15 protein-coding genes are annotated in these 19074 nt (G+C 55.9%); 8 read left to right on the forward strand and 7 right to left on the reverse strand.

Going from position 1 to position 19074, the window contains the following annotated elements:
* Positions 1-22: 22 nt before the first annotated feature.
* Positions 23-1489: a mannitol dehydrogenase family protein gene (locus ACH1XZ_RS01645; protein ID WP_395594067.1), complete on the reverse strand. Its 1467-nt coding sequence runs from the start codon at positions 1487-1489 to the stop codon at positions 23-25.
* A gap of 205 nt (positions 1490-1694) precedes the next feature.
* Here ACH1XZ_RS01645 and uxuA point away from each other — a divergent pair, with 205 nt between their 5' ends.
* Entirely contained in the window at positions 1695-2885 is a 1191-nt protein-coding gene (gene uxuA / locus ACH1XZ_RS01650; RefSeq protein ID WP_395594068.1) for a mannonate dehydratase, read from the forward strand.
* 122 nt (positions 2886-3007) lie between these two features.
* Here uxuA and yeiP read toward each other — a convergent pair whose 3' ends face one another.
* Positions 3008-3580, reverse strand: a complete 573-nt coding sequence (gene yeiP / locus ACH1XZ_RS01655) for an elongation factor P-like protein YeiP (protein ID WP_035893477.1) — start codon at positions 3578-3580, stop codon at positions 3008-3010.
* Positions 3581-3733: 153 nt separating this feature from the next.
* On the opposite strand from yeiP, the gene ACH1XZ_RS01660 reads away from it, so the two are divergent.
* Positions 3734-3988: a YkgJ family cysteine cluster protein gene (locus ACH1XZ_RS01660; protein ID WP_395594069.1), complete on the forward strand. Its 255-nt coding sequence runs from the start codon at positions 3734-3736 to the stop codon at positions 3986-3988.
* On the opposite strand, the gene setB is transcribed toward ACH1XZ_RS01660, so the two are convergent.
* Complete coding sequence (gene setB, locus ACH1XZ_RS01665) at positions 3985-5166, reverse strand: sugar efflux transporter SetB (protein ID WP_395594070.1); 1182 nt, start codon at positions 5164-5166, stop codon at positions 3985-3987. The two genes, ACH1XZ_RS01660 and setB, sit on opposite strands and share 4 nt — an antisense overlap.
* 362 nt (positions 5167-5528) lie before the next feature.
* Here setB and fruB point away from each other — a divergent pair, with 362 nt between their 5' ends.
* From fruB to fruA, 3 genes are read left to right on the forward strand one after another with little or no spacing between them, the layout of a single operon-like run.
* Positions 5529-6659, forward strand: coding sequence for a fused PTS fructose transporter subunit IIA/HPr protein (fruB, locus tag ACH1XZ_RS01670; RefSeq protein WP_395594071.1), 1131 nt, complete (start codon positions 5529-5531; stop codon positions 6657-6659).
* On the forward strand, positions 6660-7598 hold the full coding sequence (fruK, locus tag ACH1XZ_RS01675; RefSeq protein WP_035893469.1) for a 1-phosphofructokinase: 939 nt from the start codon (positions 6660-6662) through the stop codon (positions 7596-7598).
* A gap of 17 nt (positions 7599-7615) precedes the next feature.
* Positions 7616-9304: a PTS fructose transporter subunit IIBC gene (gene fruA / locus ACH1XZ_RS01680; RefSeq protein WP_395594072.1), complete on the forward strand. Its 1689-nt coding sequence runs from the start codon at positions 7616-7618 to the stop codon at positions 9302-9304.
* 119 nt (positions 9305-9423) lie between these two features.
* Here fruA and nfo read toward each other — a convergent pair whose 3' ends face one another.
* Together nfo and ACH1XZ_RS01690 are read right to left on the reverse strand one after the other, a co-directional pair.
* On the reverse strand, positions 9424-10281 hold the full coding sequence (nfo, locus tag ACH1XZ_RS01685) for a deoxyribonuclease IV (protein WP_395594073.1): 858 nt from the start codon (positions 10279-10281) through the stop codon (positions 9424-9426).
* Positions 10282-10540: 259 nt separating this feature from the next.
* Positions 10541-11593 (reverse strand): YeiH family protein, encoded by a 1053-nt coding sequence (locus ACH1XZ_RS01690; protein WP_395594074.1) that lies wholly within the window; start codon positions 11591-11593, stop codon positions 10541-10543.
* 118 nt (positions 11594-11711) lie between these two features.
* On the opposite strand from ACH1XZ_RS01690, the gene yieE reads away from it, so the two are divergent.
* The 3 genes from yieE to cirA all read left to right on the forward strand — a co-directional run bounded on the left by yieE (position 11712) and on the right by cirA (position 16458).
* Positions 11712-12578, forward strand: a complete 867-nt coding sequence (yieE, locus tag ACH1XZ_RS01695; protein WP_395594075.1) for a DNA-binding transcriptional regulator YeiE — start codon at positions 11712-11714, stop codon at positions 12576-12578.
* 134 nt (positions 12579-12712) lie between these two features.
* Positions 12713-14182: an amino acid permease gene (locus ACH1XZ_RS01700; protein ID WP_395594076.1), complete on the forward strand. Its 1470-nt coding sequence runs from the start codon at positions 12713-12715 to the stop codon at positions 14180-14182.
* A gap of 308 nt (positions 14183-14490) precedes the next feature.
* Entirely contained in the window at positions 14491-16458 is a 1968-nt protein-coding gene (cirA, locus tag ACH1XZ_RS01705; RefSeq protein WP_395594077.1) for a catecholate siderophore receptor CirA, read from the forward strand.
* Positions 16459-16576: 118 nt separating this feature from the next.
* On the opposite strand, the gene ACH1XZ_RS01710 is transcribed toward cirA, so the two are convergent.
* Together ACH1XZ_RS01710 and ACH1XZ_RS01715 are read right to left on the reverse strand one after the other, a co-directional pair.
* On the reverse strand, positions 16577-17767 hold the full coding sequence (locus tag ACH1XZ_RS01710; RefSeq protein WP_395594675.1) for a glycoside hydrolase family 88 protein: 1191 nt from the start codon (positions 17765-17767) through the stop codon (positions 16577-16579).
* A 20-nt stretch (positions 17768-17787) separates the two neighbouring features.
* Positions 17788-19053 carry an oligosaccharide MFS transporter gene (locus ACH1XZ_RS01715; protein ID WP_395594078.1) on the reverse strand — a complete coding sequence of 422 codons (1266 nt, stop codon included), beginning with the start codon at positions 19051-19053 and terminating at the stop codon, positions 17788-17790.
* Positions 19054-19074: the final 21 nt, after the last annotated feature.

Genomic DNA, 19074 nt, shown 5'->3' on the forward strand with positions numbered 1-19074 from the left:
GCCCACAAAACAGCAGAAAATGCTAACTATTGAGCGCGGTCAGCACGGCCTGGCGTGCACCTTGATGAACGAGATTTTGCCAGGCTTGCTGGACCGCCGCGACAAACTGCGGATTGGCAGGTAAATCGCTACCGAAGATTTCCTGCAACGTCAACAGCGCAGTAACGCGGTTTTCATCAGTGCTGTTAGCCACAATACCGCGGATTTTTTCCGCCAGCGGGTCGCGTACATCAATTGGTTGACCGGCATCATCTACCCCGCTCACGTAACGCATCCAGCCTGCTACGGCTAACGCCAGCAGCGGCCAGCGGCTGCCGTTTTTGAGATGAATGCGAATGCCGTTTAGCAGACGCTGTGGCAGCTTCTGGCTACCGTCCATCGCAATCTGCCAGGTGCGGTGCTGAAGCGCTGGGTTGCTGAAGCGCTCGATAAGACTGTCAGCATACGCGCCGAGGTCCACATCGGTAATCCGCAGCGTAGGAGCCTGTTCGGCCATCATCAGATGACGCGCGGCGCGGCGGTAGGATTCATCCTGCATGCAGTCGCTGATGTGCGCATAGCCAGCAAGATAGCCGAGGTAGGCAAGGAAGGAATGACTGCCGTTGAGCATACGCAGTTTCATCTCTTCCCACGGTAGGACGTCACTCACCATTTGCGCCCCGGCGCTGCCCCAGTCAGGACGTCCGGCAACAAAGTTGTCTTCTATGACCCATTGAATAAACGGTTCGCAACTGATGGCGCACGGGTCTTCTACGCCTAATTCCTGGCTGATTTCTGCCAGCGATGCTTCAGTCGCCGCTGGCACGATACGGTCGACCATGGTGCCTGGGAAACTGACGTGTTCCGCAATCCAGCTTGCTAATTGCGGATCCCGACGGGTCGCCATATCCAGCACGGCGTTTTTCACCACGTGGCCGTTATCAGGAATATTGTCACAGGAGAGCACGGTAAAGGCCTGCAGCCCACGCTCACGGCGGCGATGAAGCGCTTCGACGAGGATGCCTGGCGCAGAGTGCGGCTCGGTTGGATGTTCAAGATCGTGGACGATCCGCGGCTGGGTAAAGTCCAGATGGCCGGTCGCCGGATCGATGCAATAGCCTTTTTCGGTGATCGTCAGCGAGACGATCGCCACCTGGGGCTCGCAGAATTTTTCGATGATGGCGGCAAGCGAGTCGAGTTTAGCGTTCAGGCACTCGTGGACAGCGCCAATGACGATAGGTTGATTGCCCGTAGCGCTCTTTTCCATCACCGTAAAGAGGTGATCCTGCTGGCGAAGCTGGCTCATCAGCACGTCGCCGCTGAAAAGGCTGATTTCACAAATACCCCAATCGCCACCGTGCTGGTTCAGCACCCGGTTGGTCAGCAGCGCCTGGTGGGCGCGGTGAAAGGCACCAAAACCGAAGTGCACAATCCGCGAACGTAGCTGTTGTCTATCATATTGCGGTAACTGTACGTTGGCGGGGAGGGCGCTTGAGGCGATTGTATTCATTGTTCACACATCCAATTAACGATTAATTAACGTTTGCAGTGTAAAGTTATATGACAGCAAATTGAATTGGTGTGCCGTATTTATCGCGTTAATGTGAGCTTGATCAATCAATCCCAGCGGATTTATTGACGCTTATAAATAAACATGTATGGTAGTCGTCATTAACAGCGATTTTATTGGTATAACAACTTTAGAGGGTTGAGCAATGGAACAAACCTGGCGTTGGTACGGTCCGAACGATCCGGTATCTCTTGATGATGTGCGTCAAGCTGGCGCGACGGGTGTTGTAACGGCGTTGCACCACATTCCAAACGGTCAGGTATGGCCGGTTGAAGAAATCAAAAAGCGTATCGCGTTGCTGGCTGAGAAAGGGCTGACCTGGTCCGTTGTGGAAAGTATTCCGGTTCACGAAGACATTAAAACCGGCTCCGGTGAGTACAAAACCTGGATTGCTAACTACCAGCAGAGCATTCGTAACCTGGCTGAATGTGGCATTGATACCGTCTGCTACAACTTTATGCCTATCCTCGACTGGACGCGTACTGACCTCGAGTACACGCTGGAAGATGGTTCTAAAGCCCTGCGCTTTGACCAGATTGCGTTTGCCGCGTTTGAACTGCATATCCTGAAACGTGAAGGCGCACAGGCGGACTACACCGAGGAAGAGCAGCGCCAGGCGCAGGAATACTTCCAGGCGATGACCGAAGCGGAAGTGACTAAGCTGACCCGCAACATCATTGCTGGCCTGCCGGGCGCTGAAGAGGGTTATACCCTGGACCAGTTCCGTGCGCGCCTCGCGGAATACGACCACATCAGTAAAGAAAATCTGCGTGAAAACATGGCCGTCTTCCTGCGCGCTATCGTGCCGGTTGCTGAAGAAGTTGGCGTGCGCCTGGCCGTTCACCCGGACGATCCACCGCGCCCAATCCTCGGCCTGCCGCGCATTGTCTCCACCATTGAAGATATGCAGTGGCTGAAAGAGACCGTTGATAGCATCAACAACGGCTTCACCATGTGTACCGGTTCTTACGGCGTGCGTGCAGATAACGATCTGGTGAAAATGATTGAGACCTTCGGCGACCGTATCCACTTCACGCACCTGCGCTCTACCTGCCGTGAAGGGAACCCGAAAACCTTCCACGAAGCCGCGCACCTGCAGGGTGACGTGAATATGGTAGCGGTGGTTGATGCCATCCTGACCGAAGAACAGCGTCGTAAGAAAGCGGGCGATCTGCGTCCTATTCCAATGCGTCCTGACCACGGTCACCAGATGCTGGACGATCTGAAGAAGAAAACCAACCCAGGCTACTCGGCGATTGGCCGTCTGAAAGGTCTGGCGGAAGTGCGCGGCGTTGAGCTGGCGCTGAAAATGACTAAGTTCCGCGATCTGCTGTAATTCGTCATTCTCTCGAGATAAAAAAAGGGCAGCCACACGGCTGCCCTTCTTGTTTGCACTATCGAGTAGGCCTGATAAGCGAAGCGCCATCAGGCAGACCGATGCACATGGCCTAATGCAGATTAGTCTGCACGGCCCATATAGCGTTTTTCTTCGATATGAATGCGGATTTTCTCGCCGGTAGTCAGGTACTCAGGAACCTGGACAACCAGACCGGTAGTCAGCGTCGCTGGCTTAGTACGGGAGCTTGCAGATGCACCTTTGATACCAGGGGCCGTTTCCACGATTTCCAGGTCAACGGTTTGCGGCAGTTCCAGTGCCAGAACGCGGCCGTCCCACAGCAGAACCTGCATTTCCGGCATACCGCCTTCAGGAATGAACTGCAGCTCTTCAGCAATCTGGTCGTGGGTGAAGATGTACGGGGTGTAATCTTCTTTATCCATGAACACGTATTCGTTGCCGTCGATGTAGGAGAAGTCAACGAAGCGGCGATTCAGGGTCACGGTATCGACCATGTCGTCGCCTTTAAAACGTTCTTCAACTTTCAGACCGGTGCTGACGTCGGAGAAGCGCATTTTGTACAGCGTTGCCGCGCCACGGGCGCTCGGTGACTGAATATCAATGTTTTTTACAATCAGCAGCTTGCCGTTGTAATTCAGCACCATACCTTTTTTAATTTCGTTCGCTCTTGGCATTGCAATTATCCTGTGAACTAGGGTGTCAAAAATATCGCGTAAAAGTACTCGTGCCGGGCGTTTCAGGCAAGAGGATTTAAAGGCTTTTGCTATGCTTGCTCAAAAGGTGGTACTGTGCGCGCAATCACCTATCAACACAACTGAGAACCCGCGATGGAATGTCGTCCGGACTGCGGGGCTTGCTGCACTGCACCTTCAATTTCTAGCCCAATTCCCGGCATGCCCAATGGCAAACCGGCGAACACGCCCTGCGTACAGCTTGACGAACGTCAGCGCTGTAAAATCTTTGGTTCACCGCTGCGCCCTAAAGTGTGCGCCGGGCTACAGCCCGCACGGGAAATGTGCGGGGTAAACCGAGACGCGGCGATGACCTATTTGCTGAACCTTGAAGCGCTGACCGCGCCCTAAACGTCTTTAATGCGTACCAGACAGCCGAGGGTCGCGACGCAAAGCACCAGCGCAATCCAGAACACGGTGTGGTAGTTCCAGATTTCGGCTACCACGCCTGCCAGTGAACCGGCGATAATCCAGCCAACGCGCGAGGTGTTGGCGTACAACGTGGTTGCTGAACCTGCCTGGCCGGGCATCAGATCCTGGAAGTAAAGCATTCCAATCCCACCGAGAATACCGATATAGATGGCGTTCAGCAGCTGCATCGCAAGCAGTAACGTTGGGCTGTTGAAGGTCAGCATGCCTATATAGAAGCATAGCCCGGCGACGGCCGCCAGACGCATCAGAAAGCGTTTCCCCAACCGTTTAGCAAAATAGCCCGCAATGAGCATGGTTGGGATCTCAAGCCCGGCAGCCGTGCCCATCATCACCCCGGCCAGTTTCTCCGGCAGGTGCAGTTCATTGATGATGTAGAGCGGCATATTAATGATATAGAGGCTGTTGGTGCCCCACATCAGCGTGCAGATAACGAACAGCAGCAGGGCGTCTTTGCGGTTGGTACGCGGAGCCTGAATCGAACCGCTGGTGACCGCTTTCTCTTTACGCATGGTAGGCAAGAATAGCCAGACCATTGCACCGCACACCACAAACGCGACCGCAGCACTGAGATACATCACCGTAAAGCTGAAGCCCATCGCCAGGGCGTAAGCCAGCGGTGGGCCAATCACCCATGCCAGCGAAACCTGCGCACGCATAATCGAACTGAACATCACCGCTTCACGGCCGGTTTTATCGGCGTGCTCGCGGGCAAGGGCGAACATTTGCGGGTTTGCCGTTGAGCCAAAGCTGCTCAGGAAGACGCCGACAAACAGCAGAATAAAGTAGTTACGGTTCCAGGCAAACAGCACGCAGGCGAACACGCCAAGCAGACAGCAGCCAACGATCAGATTTTTACGGTCGCCGCGTTTATCCGAGTAGCTTGCCAGAAACTGGCTGACGAGAATGCCAATAACCGCGCTGCCGGTGAAAAAGAAGCCTACCATTGCCGGGCGAACGTGTACTTCATTACTCAGGAACAGACTCAATGTAGGGGTCTGTAGCGCACCGGCAATACCGGTTAAAAATGCCACAATCAGAAAAGACGACGAGGTGAAATCAAACGATCGCCGTGGGGCGGCGGCGGTACTGTTTTGCATGTTGTTTTATCGGTCACATAAGGAGAGGCGGGGAGTTTACGACGCGACTCAGAAAATGAACAGTAACCTAAATCAAATTCGGCACGAAAAAATAAAAGGCCATTTCAAAAATCTGGCTTACGTCTAGCTGAAGTGGCTGATGAGACCGTACGGGCGCTTCAGCAAATGTGGCGAGAATGATAATGAAATGTGCTGTAGATCTAATTTATGCAATCAATTTGTCAGCAAAACTTGCAGGCTGATTAAGAAAGGCACAAAATTATTGAAACGTTTCAGCGTCGTCTTCAGCACCTAACCCGCTAAGTACGGCGATTTTTTCTCACAAAAGCTGAATCGATTCAATTCAGCGAGCGAGGGGAACCATGTTCCAGTTAACTGTTCAGGATATTCATCCCGGCCAGCAGGCCGCGAATAAAGAAGAGGCTATTCGGCAGGTTGCTGCAGCGCTCGTCAGCGCAGGCAACGTCGCTGATGGTTACGTTGCCGGTATGCTGGCGCGTGAGCAACAAACCTCCACTTTCCTTGGCAACGGCATTGCGATTCCGCACGGCACCACTGATACCCGCGATCAGGTGCTGAAGACCGGTGTTCAGGTTTACCAATTTCCACAGGGCGTCACCTGGGGTGAAGGCCAGACGGCGTATGTCGCCATCGGTATTGCCGCCAGCTCCGACGAACATCTCGGCCTGCTGCGTCAGCTGACGCACGTCCTGAGCGATGACGCGGTGGCTGAACAGCTGAAAACCGCAACTACCGCTGAAGAGCTGCGTGCGCTGTTGATGGGTGAAAAACAAAGCGAAGCGCTGAAACTTGATAACGACACGCTCTCGCTTGACGTTGCCGCCAGCGATCTTGTAACGCTGCAGGCGCTGAACGCCGCGCGTCTGAAAGAAGCCGGTGCGGTAGACGCTAACTTTGTGGCGCGCGTGATTAACGATCAACCGCTGAATCTGGGTCAGGGTATCTGGCTGAACGACAGCGCGGAAGGCAACCTGCGTAGCGCCATTGCGGTGAGCCGTGCGGCGACGCCATTTACCGTTGGCGATGCTGCTGCCTCCGTGCTGATTACCGTCGCGATGGCCGATGCTCAGCCGACCGCGGTGCTTAACCGTCTGGTTAACCTGCTGCTGGACAACAAAGCTGAACGTCTGCTGAATGCTGATGCCGCTACGCTGTTGGCGCTGCTGACCAGCGATGACGCGCTGGCCGACGACCTGCTGAGCGAAGAGTTTGTCGTCCGTAACGAACATGGCCTGCACGCCCGTCCGGGCACCGTGCTGGTGAATACCATCAAACAGTTTAGCAGTGACATTACCGTAACCAATCTTGACGGCAGCGGTAAACCAGCCAACGGACGTAGCCTGATGAAGGTTGTCGCGCTGGGCGTTAAAAAAGGTCATCGTCTGCGCTTTACGGCACAGGGTGATGATGCTCGTCAGGCGCTGGACGCTATTGGCGAAGCCATTGCTTCAGGCCTCGGGGAGGGCGCATAAATGAGCAGAAGAGTAGCCACTATTACCTTAAACCCGGCCTATGATTTGGTAGGGTTCACGCCAGAAATCGAGCGTGGAGAAGTTAACCTGGTGCGTACCACCGGTCTGCATGCCGCGGGTAAAGGCATTAACGTTGCGAAGGTGCTGAAAGATCTTGGTATCGACGTCACCGTTGGCGGTTTCCTCGGTAAAGACAACCAGGATGGTTTTCAGCAGTTGTTCAGCGAGCTGGGCATTGCTAACCGTTTCCAGGTCGTACAGGGCCGTACCCGTATTAACGTCAAGCTGACCGAGAAAGACGGCGAAGTCACCGATTTTAACTTTTCCGGCTTCGACGTTACCGCGTCTGACTGGGAACGCTTTGTTAACGATTCCCTGACCTGGCTTGGCCAGTTCGACATGGTGTGCGTGAGTGGTAGTCTGCCAGCAGGCGTTAGCCCGGAAGCGTTCACCGACTGGATGACGCGTCTGCGCAGCCAGTGTCCGTGCATTATTTTCGACAGCAGCCGCGAAGCGCTGGTTGCAGGTCTGAAAGCGGCGCCATGGCTGGTGAAGCCAAACCGTCGCGAGCTGGAAATCTGGGCTGGCCGTAAGCTGCCTGAGATGAAAGATGTGATTGAAGCGGCTCATGCGCTGCGCGAGCAGGGCATTGCCCATGTGGTGATTTCACTGGGTGCGGAAGGCGCGCTGTGGGTTAACGCCTCCGGCGAGTGGATTGCCAAGCCGCCGTCAGTGGAAGTGGTGAGCACGGTAGGGGCTGGGGATTCCATGGTTGGCGGTCTGATTTATGGCCTGCTGATGCGTGAGTCCAGCGAACATACCCTGCGCCTGGCGACTGCCGTTGCCGCGCTGGCGGTCAGCCAGAGCAACGTCGGCATCACCGATCGTACCCAGTTGGCCGCGATGATGGCGCGCGTCGACCTGAAACCTTTTAACTAACAGCAGGGGAGAGGCGTATGAAAACGCTGCTGATTATCGATGCCAAACTTGGACAGGCTCGCGCTTATATGGCGAAGACCCTGCTGGGCGCGGCGGCGCAGAAAGCGCGCCTGGAGTTAATTGATAACCCGAACGATGCTGAACTGGCCATCGTGCTGGGCTCCGCTTTACCGTCCGATACCGCGCTGGCGGGCAAACAGGTTTACCTTGGCGATATCAACCGCGCAGTTTCCCACCCGGAGCTGTTCCTGAGCGAAGCCAAATCTCACGCCCTGCCTTACGAGGCTCCGGCGCAGGCTGAACCAACCGCGAAAGGTGCGGTAAAACGTATCGTAGCGGTCACCGCTTGCCCAACCGGCGTGGCGCATACCTTTATGGCGGCCGAAGCGATTGAAACCGAAGCCAAAAAACGCGGTCTGTGGGTGAAGGTTGAAACCCGTGGTTCCGTGGGCGCCGGTAACGCTATCACCCCAGAAGAAGTCGAAGCGGCTGACCTGGTTATCGTGGCGGCGGATATTGAAGTGGATCTGGCGAAATTCGCCGGTAAGCCAATGTATCGCACCACCACCGGCCTGGCGTTGAAGAAAACGGCGCAAGAGCTGGATAAAGCTATGGTTGAAGCGAAGCCGTATCAACCTTCCGGCCAGACAAAATCTCCGGCGGATGCCGGGAAGAAAGAGAGCGGTGGCGGGGCATATCGTCACCTGTTAACCGGCGTTTCTTACATGCTGCCAATGGTCGTGGCGGGCGGTCTGTGTATCGCGCTGTCATTTGCCTTCGGTATTAAAGCCTTTGAAGTCAAAGGCACGCTGGCTGCGGCGCTGATGCAGATTGGCGGTGGTTCCGCCTTCGCGCTGATGGTGCCGGTGCTGGCCGGTTTTATCGCCTTCTCCATCGCTGACCGTCCGGGTCTGACCCCAGGTCTTATCGGCGGTATGCTGGCGGTGAGCGGCGGTTCCGGCTTTATCGGTGGTATCATCGCGGGCTTCCTGGCCGGTTACGTGGCAAAACTCATCAGCACCAAGCTGAAGCTGCCGCCAAGCATGGAAGCGCTGAAGCCTATTCTGATAATCCCGCTGGTCTCCAGCCTGATTGTCGGCCTGGCAATGATTTACCTCATTGGTACCCCGGTTGCCGCGCTGCTGAACTGGCTGACCCACTGGCTGCAAACCATGGGCACCGCGAACGCGGTCCTGCTGGGCGCTATCCTCGGTGCGATGATGTGTACCGATATGGGTGGTCCGGTGAACAAAGCGGCATACGCATTCGGTGTAGGCCTGCTGAGTACCCAGACTTACGCACCGATGGCTGCCATTATGGCTGCCGGTATGGTGCCACCGCTGGCAATGGGGATCGCCACGCTGATTGCACGTAAGAAATTCGATCAGGGTCAACGTGAAGGGGGCAAAGCGGCGCTGGTTCTGGGCCTGTGCTTTATCTCTGAAGGGGCGATTCCGTTCGCGGCTCGTGACCCGATGCGCGTTCTGCCTTGCTGTATCGTTGGCGGCGCGGTAACTGGCGCTATCTCGATGGCGGTAGGCGCGAAGCTGATGGCACCGCACGGCGGCCTGTTCGTCCTGCTGATCCCTGGCGCGATTACGCCGGTGCTGGGTTATCTGATTGCGATCATCGTTGGTACGCTGGTGGCTGGCCTCTCTTACGCGGTGTTGAAACGCCCGGAAGCTGGGGTTGTCGCGAAAGCGTAATCCAGGTACAAACGTAAAAAAGGGCCGATGATTCGGCCCTTTTTTATGTCTGATGGCGGCTGCGCCTTATTATGTCTACCCGAACCCGTAGGCCCGGTAAGCGCAGCGCCACCGGGCAATTAAGCGGTGGTGGTCTCGGTCTGCTGCGCTTTCAGCCACGCAATCTCTTCCGCCCAGATATCCGGGTTAATGGTTTCCAGCACCAGCGGGATACCGTCAAAACGGTTGTCCTGCATGATAAAGCGGAACGCATCGTGCCCAATATTGCCTTCGCCCAGGCTGTGGTGGCGGTCAACGCGGCTACCGAACTCGCTTTTGGCGTCGTTCAGGTGCATTCCGCGCAGATACTGGAAGCCGACAATGCGTTCGAATTCCGCGAAGGTGTCTGCACAGGCTTCGGTGGTGCGCAGGTCATAGCCCGCGGCGAAAGCGTGACAGGTATCGATGCACACGCCAACGCGGGACTTATCTTCCACGCCATCAATGATGGCTGCCAGATGCTCGAACTTAAAGCCGAGGTTGCTGCCCTGACCAGCGGTATTCTCGATCACCGCCGTCACGCCCTCGGTCTGGGTGAGCGCAATGTTGATGGACTCGGCAATACGCGCCAGGCATTTGTCTTCGTCGATTTGCAGCAGATGGCTACCCGGGTGGAAGTTCAGCAACGTCAGCCCCAACTGCTGACAGCGCGTCAGCTCGTCGATAAAGGCTTCACGGGATTTCTCCAGCGCTTCTTCTACCGGATGACCGAGATTAATCAAGTAGCTGTCGTGAGGAAGAATTTGTGCCGGGGTGTAGTGATACTTTTCACAGGCGGCTTTGAAGTCGTCGATAATCTCGGTGGTGAGCGGCGCGGCGCGCCACTGGCGCTGATTTTTGGTGAACAGGGCGAAGGCGGTGGCTTCGATTTCCGCTGCCCGAATTGCGGCGTTTGCCAGGCCGCCCGCGGCGCTGACGTGCGCTCCGATGTATTTCATAATTGGTTCCCTAAATAGTTCGAGTTGCAGGAAGGCGGCAAGAGAGAGACAAATTCGTCAGGAACGAATTTGACCAGCCAAAGGCTGACCTCTGGTGAGGGACATGGATGTCCCTCATTAATCCCCGGGAGCGTACTTCAGTACGTGACTGGGGTGAACGAGCGCGGCCAACGCGCCTGCAACTTGAAATATGACGGGAAAACCCGCCATACTCAAAAGGGGAGAGTATAGCGGGTTCGGGAGGGTTAGTCGTTGTCGATTATGCCATCACGCTGTGGATGAAGTAGTTAATCGCACCGCCGCCAACAATCAGCCAGATGAACAGCACCAGCGCCATCATCAGCGGTTTTGCACCGGCTTTTTTCAGTGCGCTAACGTGAGTGGTCACACCCAGCGCCGCCATGGCCATCGCCAGCAGAATGGTGTCCAGCGTAATCAGCATCTGCACAATGCTGTTTGGCAGCAGGTGGAACGAGTTGAAGATAGTGACCACGATGAACATGATGGCAAACCATGGGATCGTGATTTTACTTTTCTCGGTCGCACCGGCCGGAGCCAGCTGTTTAACACGAGCCGCCATAAACAGCAGGAACGGAGCCAGCATCATCACGCGCAGCATTTTGGCAATCACCGCCGCGTTTTCCGTTTCTGGCGTCACCGCATGGCCCGCCGCAACAACCTGCGCCACTTCGTGCATGGTAGAGCCGATGTAAATGCCGTAAGCCTCAGGGCTAAACCAGTGCGCCAGCAGCGGGTACATCGCTGGGTAGATAAAGATAGCCAGAGTACCGAAAATCACCACGGTTGCTACCGCGACGGTGACTTTACTCGCCTCGGCCTTCACCACCGGTTCGGTCGCCAATACCGCTGCCGCGCCACAGATACTGCTCCCTGCGCCAATCAACCAACTGGTGTGTTTATCGAGCCCAAAGACTTTCTGCCCGAGCCAGCAGGCCATCATAAAGGTACTGCATAGCGTCAGGGCGTCGATGATGATGCCGCTTACGCCCACGTCGGCAATCTGAGCGAAGGTCAGGCGGAAGCCGTAAAGAATGATGCCCAGACGCAGCAGATGCTGCTTGGCAAACAGCACGCCACCGTCGCAGGACTGCCAGAGTTTTGGGTAAATCGTGTTACCAATCACCATCCCGAACAGGATGGCCAGCGTCAGAGCACTCATGCCGACGCCTGCGACGGCCGGGATATTGCCGATCCAGACGGCGGCGCCGGTAATCACGGCGCTAAGCGCGAGCCCTGGGATAAAATGTTTGATACCGCGATGATGATGCGTTTCTAAGGTGACCTGTGTCATAGCCTTCTCCTTTGTCTGGCTAAAAGGTTACGCCTCGCTGGTTTAAAGATAAAATTGATTATATATTTATAATTAATCGTAATAACTGGTAAGGGCGGTCCGTACGGGCTGAAGCACTATGCATATCACGCTGCGGCAGTTAGAAGTTTTTGCAGAGGTACTGAAAAGTGGCTCAACGACTCAGGCATCACAGATGCTGGCGCTGTCGCAGTCGGCGGTGAGCGCGGCGCTGACCGATCTCGAAGGGCAGCTTGGCGTACAGCTTTTTGATCGCGTCGGCAAACGTTTGGTGGTCAACGAGCACGGCCGCCTGCTGTACCCGCGCGCGCTGGCGCTGCTGGAACAGGCCGGAGAGATAGAACAGCTGTTCCGTGAAGATAACGGGGCGATTCGCGTCTACGCCAGTAGCACCATCGGCAACTATATTCTGCCGGGCATCATCGCCCGCTACCGCAAGGATTTTCCTGCGCTGCCGTTGGAGCTGAGCGTGGGAAATAGCCAGGATGTGATTAACGCGGTGGCGGACTTCCGCGTCGATATCGGCCTGATTGAAGGCCCATGCCACTCTGCGGATATTATCGCCGAGCCGTGGCTCGATGATGAGCTGGTGGTGTTCTCCGCGCCGAACAGCGCCTGGCTGCTGGGGGAGGTGACGCTCGAAAAGCTGGCGATGGCGCCGTGGATCCTACGTGAGAAAGGATCGGGCACCCGGGAAATTGTCGATTACCTGCTGCTTTCGCATCTGCCGCAGTTCCAGATGGGCATGGAATTGGGTAACTCTGAAGCCATCAAACACGCGGTGCGCCACGACCTCGGCATTAGCTGCCTGTCGCGGCGGGTGATTGCTGAACAGCTTGAAGCTGGAACGCTGGTGGAAGTGGCCATCCCGCTGCCGACGCTTAGCCGCACGCTGTGGCGCATCCATCATCGGCAAAAACACCTCTCCAACGCCCTCAAGCGTTTTCTGCGCTACTGCGATATCTAAAATCGCCATCGGATGCTTTACTTATAATAAGAGAGCGATCATGAAGCTCTCTTATAACTGCGCATTTCTACCGTGATATGCCGGAATCGTCTGTTACAATCGCGCCTCATTTTTTGGATGGATAGCATTTTCACATGGGTTCCGAAACAAAAACCACACAAGCGCCCGCGTTACGTCGCGAACTCAAGGCGCGTCACCTGACGATGATCGCCATTGGCGGTTCCATCGGTACTGGCCTGTTTGTTGCGTCCGGCGCAACCATTTCTCAAGCGGGCCCGGGCGGCGCGCTGTTTTCCTATATTCTGATTGGCCTGATGGTGTACTTCCTGATGACCAGTCTTGGCGAACTGGCAGCCTATATGCCGGTATCCGGTTCTTTTGCCACCTATGGTCAGAACTATGTGGAAGAGGGCTTCGGCTTCGCGCTGGGCTGGAACTACTGGTACAACTGGGCGGTAACGATCGCCGTTGACCTGGTGGCCGCACAGCTGGTGATGAGCTGGTGGTTCCCGGATACTCCAGGCTGGATCTGGAGCGCGCTGTTCCTGTGCGTTATCTTCCTGCTGAACTACATCTCGGTGAAAGGCTTCGGCGAAGCGGAATACTGGTTCTCGCTCATCAAAGTGGCGACCGTTATCATCTTTATTATCGTCGGCATCATGATGATCCTCGGCATCTTCAAAGGTGCACAGCCTGTGGGCTGGAGCAACTGGACAACCGGCGACGCGCCGTTTGCCGGTGGGTTATCGGCGATGATTGGCGTGGCGATGATCGTCGGCTTCTCCTTCCAGGGTACCGAGCTTATCGGTATTGCGGCGGGCGAATCTGAAGATCCCGAGAAGAACATTCCACGTGCGGTTCGTCAGGTGTTCTGGCGTATCCTGCTGTTCTATGTGTTCGCGATCCTGATTATCAGTCTGATCATTCCTTACACCGACCCAAGCCTGCTGCGTAACGACGTGAAAGATATCTCCGTCAGCCCGTTCACGTTGGTGTTTGAACACGCGGGTCTGCTCTCTGCGGCGGCGATTATGAACGCGGTTATCCTGACGGCGGTGCTGTCGGCGGGTAACTCCGGGATGTACGCTTCCACCCGTATGCTCTACACCCTGGCCTGCGACGGCAAAGCGCCGCGCATCTTCTCGAAGCTGTCTCGTGGCGGCGTACCGCGTAACGCGCTGTATGCAACAACCGTGATTGCAGGCCTGTGCTTCCTGACCTCTATGTTTGGCAACCAGACCGTTTACCTGTGGCTGCTGAACACCTCCGGGATGACCGGCTTTATCGCCTGGCTGGGGATTGCGATTAGCCATTATCGCTTCCGTCGCGGCTACGTGTTGCAGGGTCATGACCTGAACAACCTGCCGTACCGTTCCGGGTTCTTCCCGCTGGGGCCAATCTTCGCCTTCGTACTGTGCCTGATCATTACCCTGGGCCAGAACTACGAAGCCTTCCTGGCCGATACCATCGACTGGGGCGGCGTAGCGGCAACCTATATCGGTATCCCGCTGTTCCTGGTTATCTGGTTCGGCTATAAGCTGACCCGCGGTACGCACTTCGTGAGCTATAGCGAAATGCACTTCCCGGAACGCTTTAAGAAATAATTAGCCGTTCGGTTAAATGTGAAAAACCTCTCTTCGGAGAGGTTTTTTTATGCCTGCCGCCTATGAAATAGACGTAAATAGTTACTTCTTGACATAACTTTAAATAAACTGAATTGATAATCATTATCATTACGTTTATTATCACGCCCCATATAAATGGATGAAGCCACTTCCACTCCTGAGGGAAAAACCTGGAGGGACCAGCCACATCTGCATAAAACAACAGGCCGCCGGTCAGCGGCATTGCAGCAGTGTTGTGAGTAAGACCCCTTTGTTTTAATTCAGTATTCACCTCATGGAGATTGGAAATGTTCAGGTTAAACCCCTTGGTTCGGGGCGGGCTTTGTGCGTCCGTTATGTCCCTTGCGCTGCCGGTCAGCGCTGCCGATGATAAAGACGTGATGGTCGTGACGGCCGCGGCTACCGAGCAAAGCGTCAAGGATGCCCCCGCCAGTATCAGCGTGATCACCCAGGAAGACTTGCAGCGCAAACCGGTGCAGAACCTGAAAGATGTGCTGAAAGAAGTCCCGGGTGTCCAGCTCACCAACGAAGGGGATAACCGTCAGGGCGTGAGTATTCGCGGCCTGGACAGCAGCTATACCCTGATTCTGATCGACGGTAAGCGCGTCAACTCGCGTAACGTCGTCTTCCGCCACAATGATTTCGACCTCAACTGGATCCCGGTAGACGCCATCGAGCGCATTGAAGTGGTCCGCGGGCCGATGTCTTCGCTGTACGGTTCCGATGCGCTGGGCGGCGTGGTCAACATCATCACCAAAAAGATTGGCGCCAAATGGACGGGGACCGTCACAGCCGATACCACCATTCAAGAACACCGCGACCGTGGGGACACCTGGAACGGTCAGTTCTACACCTCAGGTCCGCTGGTGGACGGCGTGCTTGGCATGAAAGCCTTTGGTAGTCTCGCAAAACGTGAGAAGGACGACCAGCAGGCTTCCAGCACCAGCGCAACCGGTGAGACTCCGCGCATTGAAGGCTTCACCAGCCGCGATGCGAACGTCGAGTTCGCCTGGACACCGAACGAAAGCAACGACATTACCGCAGGCTATGGCTTCGACCGCCAGGACCGCGACTCCGATTCGCTCGACCGTAACCGCGTTGAACGTCAGAACTACTCGTTAAGCCATAACGGCCGCTGGGAACTGGGTAACAGCGAGCTGAAATACTATGGCGAAAAGGTGGTGAACAAGAACCCTGGCAATGCCAATGAAATCACCTCGGAAAGCAACACCATCGACGGAAAATACGTGCTGCCGCTGGGGGTGATTAACCAACTGGTGACCTTTGGTGGTGAATGGCGCCACGACAAGCTGAGCGACCCGATTAACCTGACGCGCGGCACCAGCAGCGAAACTTCAGCCAGCCAGTATGCGCTGTTCCTCGAAGATGAATGGCGTATCTTCGAGCCGCTGGCGCTGACTACCGGTATCCGTATGGACGATCACCAGACCTATGGCGATCACTGGAGCCCGCGTGCGTATCTGGTCTATAACGCGACCGACACCGTGACGGTGAAAGGGGGCTGGGCTACGGCGTTTAAAGCCCCTTCTCTGCTGCAACTGAGCCCTGACTGGGCCACCAATTCCTGCCGTGGCGGCTGCCGTATTGTCGGTAGCCCGGATCTGAAGCCGGAAACCAGCGAGAGCTTCGAAGTCGGTCTTTACTATCAGGGCGAAGAGGGTTGGCTGGAAGGCGTGCAGGCCAACGTCACCACCTTCCAGAATGATATCGACGACATGATTAACATCAGTCGTACGCGCGATAAGAATGCTGCGCCGGGTTACCCGAACTTCGTTGGATTTGATAACGGCGTACCGGTGTTTGCCTACTACAACGTAAACAAAGCGCGTATCCGCGGCGTGGAGTCCGAGTTAAAGGTACCGTTTGGTGACGACTGGAAGGTGACGCTGAATTATACCTACAACGACGGTCGAGACCTGAGCAACGGCGGTGACAAACCGCTGCAGGAGCTGCCGTTCCATACCGGTAACGGACGTGTAGACTGGAACCCGATTCAGGACTGGACGTTCTATCTGGCGGGAAGCTATACCGGTAAGCAGCGGGCTACTACGGCAACCTCGAAAACACCGGGCGGCTATACCACCTGGGATATCGGCGGGGCATGGCAGGCGACCAAAGACATCAAGCTGCGCGCGGGCGTGCTTAACGTTGGGGATAAAGACCTGAAGCGTGATGATTACAGCTATAACGAAGATGGACGCCGCTACTTTATGGCGGTGGATTACCGCTTCTAAGGCTGTGCTAACCCCGGCGGCGCTTCGCTTGGCCGGGCTACATACCAGGGTAGCCCGGGCGAGCGCAGCGACCCCGGGAGTTGCAGGCCCGATAGGCGCAACGCCATCGGGCCTTTTCTCACCAGTAGCTCTGCCAGTTCTGCGTCGCTCGCACCATCGCTTCCATCAGGAAGTAATCCCCCCAGCTACAGCACTCGTCCACGCCAATCCCCCCCTTGAAGTAATAGACCGAATGCTTAAGCAGACCCTGGCCCGGCGTATGCTCGCGGTTAACGTAACCGTCTAGCATATTGCCAATCATCCGCAGCGCCAGCGTTTCATAGCTCTCACGATCCGGATGGGTAGCGGGCAGATGCTTAACCAGCTCCAGCAGGGCGCCGGCTACAATCGCCGCCGCTGAACTGTCGCGCTCGCTGGCAGGATCGGTCAGCGCCAGATCCCAATAGCAGATGAGATCCTCCGGCAGCCGATTCAGGTAGTAATTCGCCAGCGTCTGGCTCAGCGTCAGCAGCCGCTCATCCCCGGTGTGCAGGTAGTTCAGCAGGAAACCGTACACGCCCCATGCCTGGCCGCGCGCCCAGCACGAATCGTCGGAGAAGCCCTGATGGGTGTTGCCAAAGCGCGGTTCGCCGGTTTCTACATCCATATACCAGGTATGGAAGGTCGAGCCGTCTTCACGCACGATATGGCGACGCGCCCGCTCAATATGCTGCTTGGCCGCCTCGGCGTAGCGCGGGTCGCCGCTGGCCGCGCTGGCTTCATACAGCAGCGGCAGGTTCATGTTGCAGTCAATTATCATGCGGCCCTGTTGCTCTGGGTTATTCAGTTCGCCCCATGCCTGAATGATCCCGGCCTTCTCGTTGTAGCGTTCCATCAGCGCCTCGGCGGCGAGCAGGGCGATGTAGCCCGCCTCGCGGTTGCCGGTCAGACGCTCGCCCGCCACGCAGGAGAGGCTATAAAGGAAGCCCAGATCGTGATGGTTAGTGTGGTCGCGGTTAATAATCCGCTGGCCGAAGGAGTGAATATGCTGCTCCGCCAGCGTGCGATAGCGCTCAAGCCCTGTCCACTCATAGGCCAGCCACAGCTGTCCGGTCCAGAAGCTGGTGGTCCATTCGACGTTATCAATAATCGGATAGACGCCGTTTTTACAGGCCGCATCCGGGAAGCGCGTGCCAAAATAGTCGGCGTTATCATCAATAGCCTTCAGCAGCGCGGGCATCGCCCCGCGAATTTTACGGCTAATCTCTTCACGTTCGCCCGGTTTCAGGGTATGTGAGGCGAGCGGTTCTTTTCTGATCTGTTCAGACATCATGCTGGCATATTCCCGTTTTAATTTAGCGCTTGCTGCTTGATTTCCTGTTCTACAGCGCGCTTTTTGTGGCTGCAGCAGGTCGATAAGGTGAGGGCTGAGACGCCGGTGAACACCAGGGCGATAATGCCCATGATGAGATAGGTGTGCTCAAAGCCGATGGTTTGATAGGCATAACCCGCCGGTGGCGCGACGACGATAGAACCGACGTAGATCATCGCCTGGTAGCCCAGCAGGTACATGGTGGCGTTAACGCGTTTGTCGAAATGCTCGGCAATATATTTGAAGACCGATACCAGAATCAGGGCGATCTCAATGCCGTAGAGCGGTTTGACGAGGCAAATAATCAGCGGGTCGTTGGTCAGGCCGGAGATAATCAGGCGCAGGCTGATAACCAACCCGGTGAGCAGCATGCCCTGCTTGGCACCGATGCGGTTGATAATCGCCGGTACCAGCATCATGCCGAAGAATTCAGCGGCGGACTGTGCGGTGCTCATATAACCGAACATTGCGTTGCCTTCCTCTTTGGTAGAGAAGAAGGTGACGAAGTAGCGTGAGAATTGCTGCTCGGCGATAAACATCATCCAGGCCACGCCCGCGATGTAGAGCGAAAACATCCAGAACTTGCGGTTTTTCAGCAGGTTCAGCACGTCGGTAATCACGATTTTTTCTTTCGATAAGACGTTATTTTCTTCTTTGCCGAAATGGTCCACCTTAAGCGTCAGCAGCACCGCGAACATGCACAGCGCCGAGACGCTACTGATGGCGAAGTTGATTTTGGGCGAAATGTTATAGAGGAAGCCGGAGAAGGAGGAAGCGGTTGCCCAGCCGAGCGCCGCCCACATGCGGATACGGCCAAACTCCATGTTGTACAGACGGCTGAAGCGGTCGACGTAGGACTCTTCCGCCGCCACGCCCGCGTACCAGCCCAGGCTAAAGAACAGTGCGCCGACAATCATGCCGATGATGAAATGGCTTTGCAGCAACGGCAGGTAGATCCAGATATAGAACGGTGCCATCAGCGCCGAGACGATACAGACAAAATAGAGCAGGTGCTTCTTCATGCCGATTTTGTCCATGATGTAGCCGTATACCGGCTTAATCACCACCGCGAACACGCCGTTCACCGCGAAGACGGTGCCAATATCCACGGCATCGAGCCCCGCTTTATCGCCAAGCCAGATGGCGTACAGGCCGAAGCTTGCCGCCCAGGTAAAGGTAAACAGAAAAACAAAGAGACTGAGTTTTATATACGCCGAACGTGTCGACTGAATCATCGTGGTCATTGCGGTCTCCGCCGTTATCCA

It is taken from the genome of Kluyvera chengduensis, assembly GCF_044197065.1.
In the GTDB taxonomy this organism is placed as follows: Bacteria; Pseudomonadota; Gammaproteobacteria; order Enterobacterales; family Enterobacteriaceae; genus Kluyvera; species Kluyvera ascorbata_C.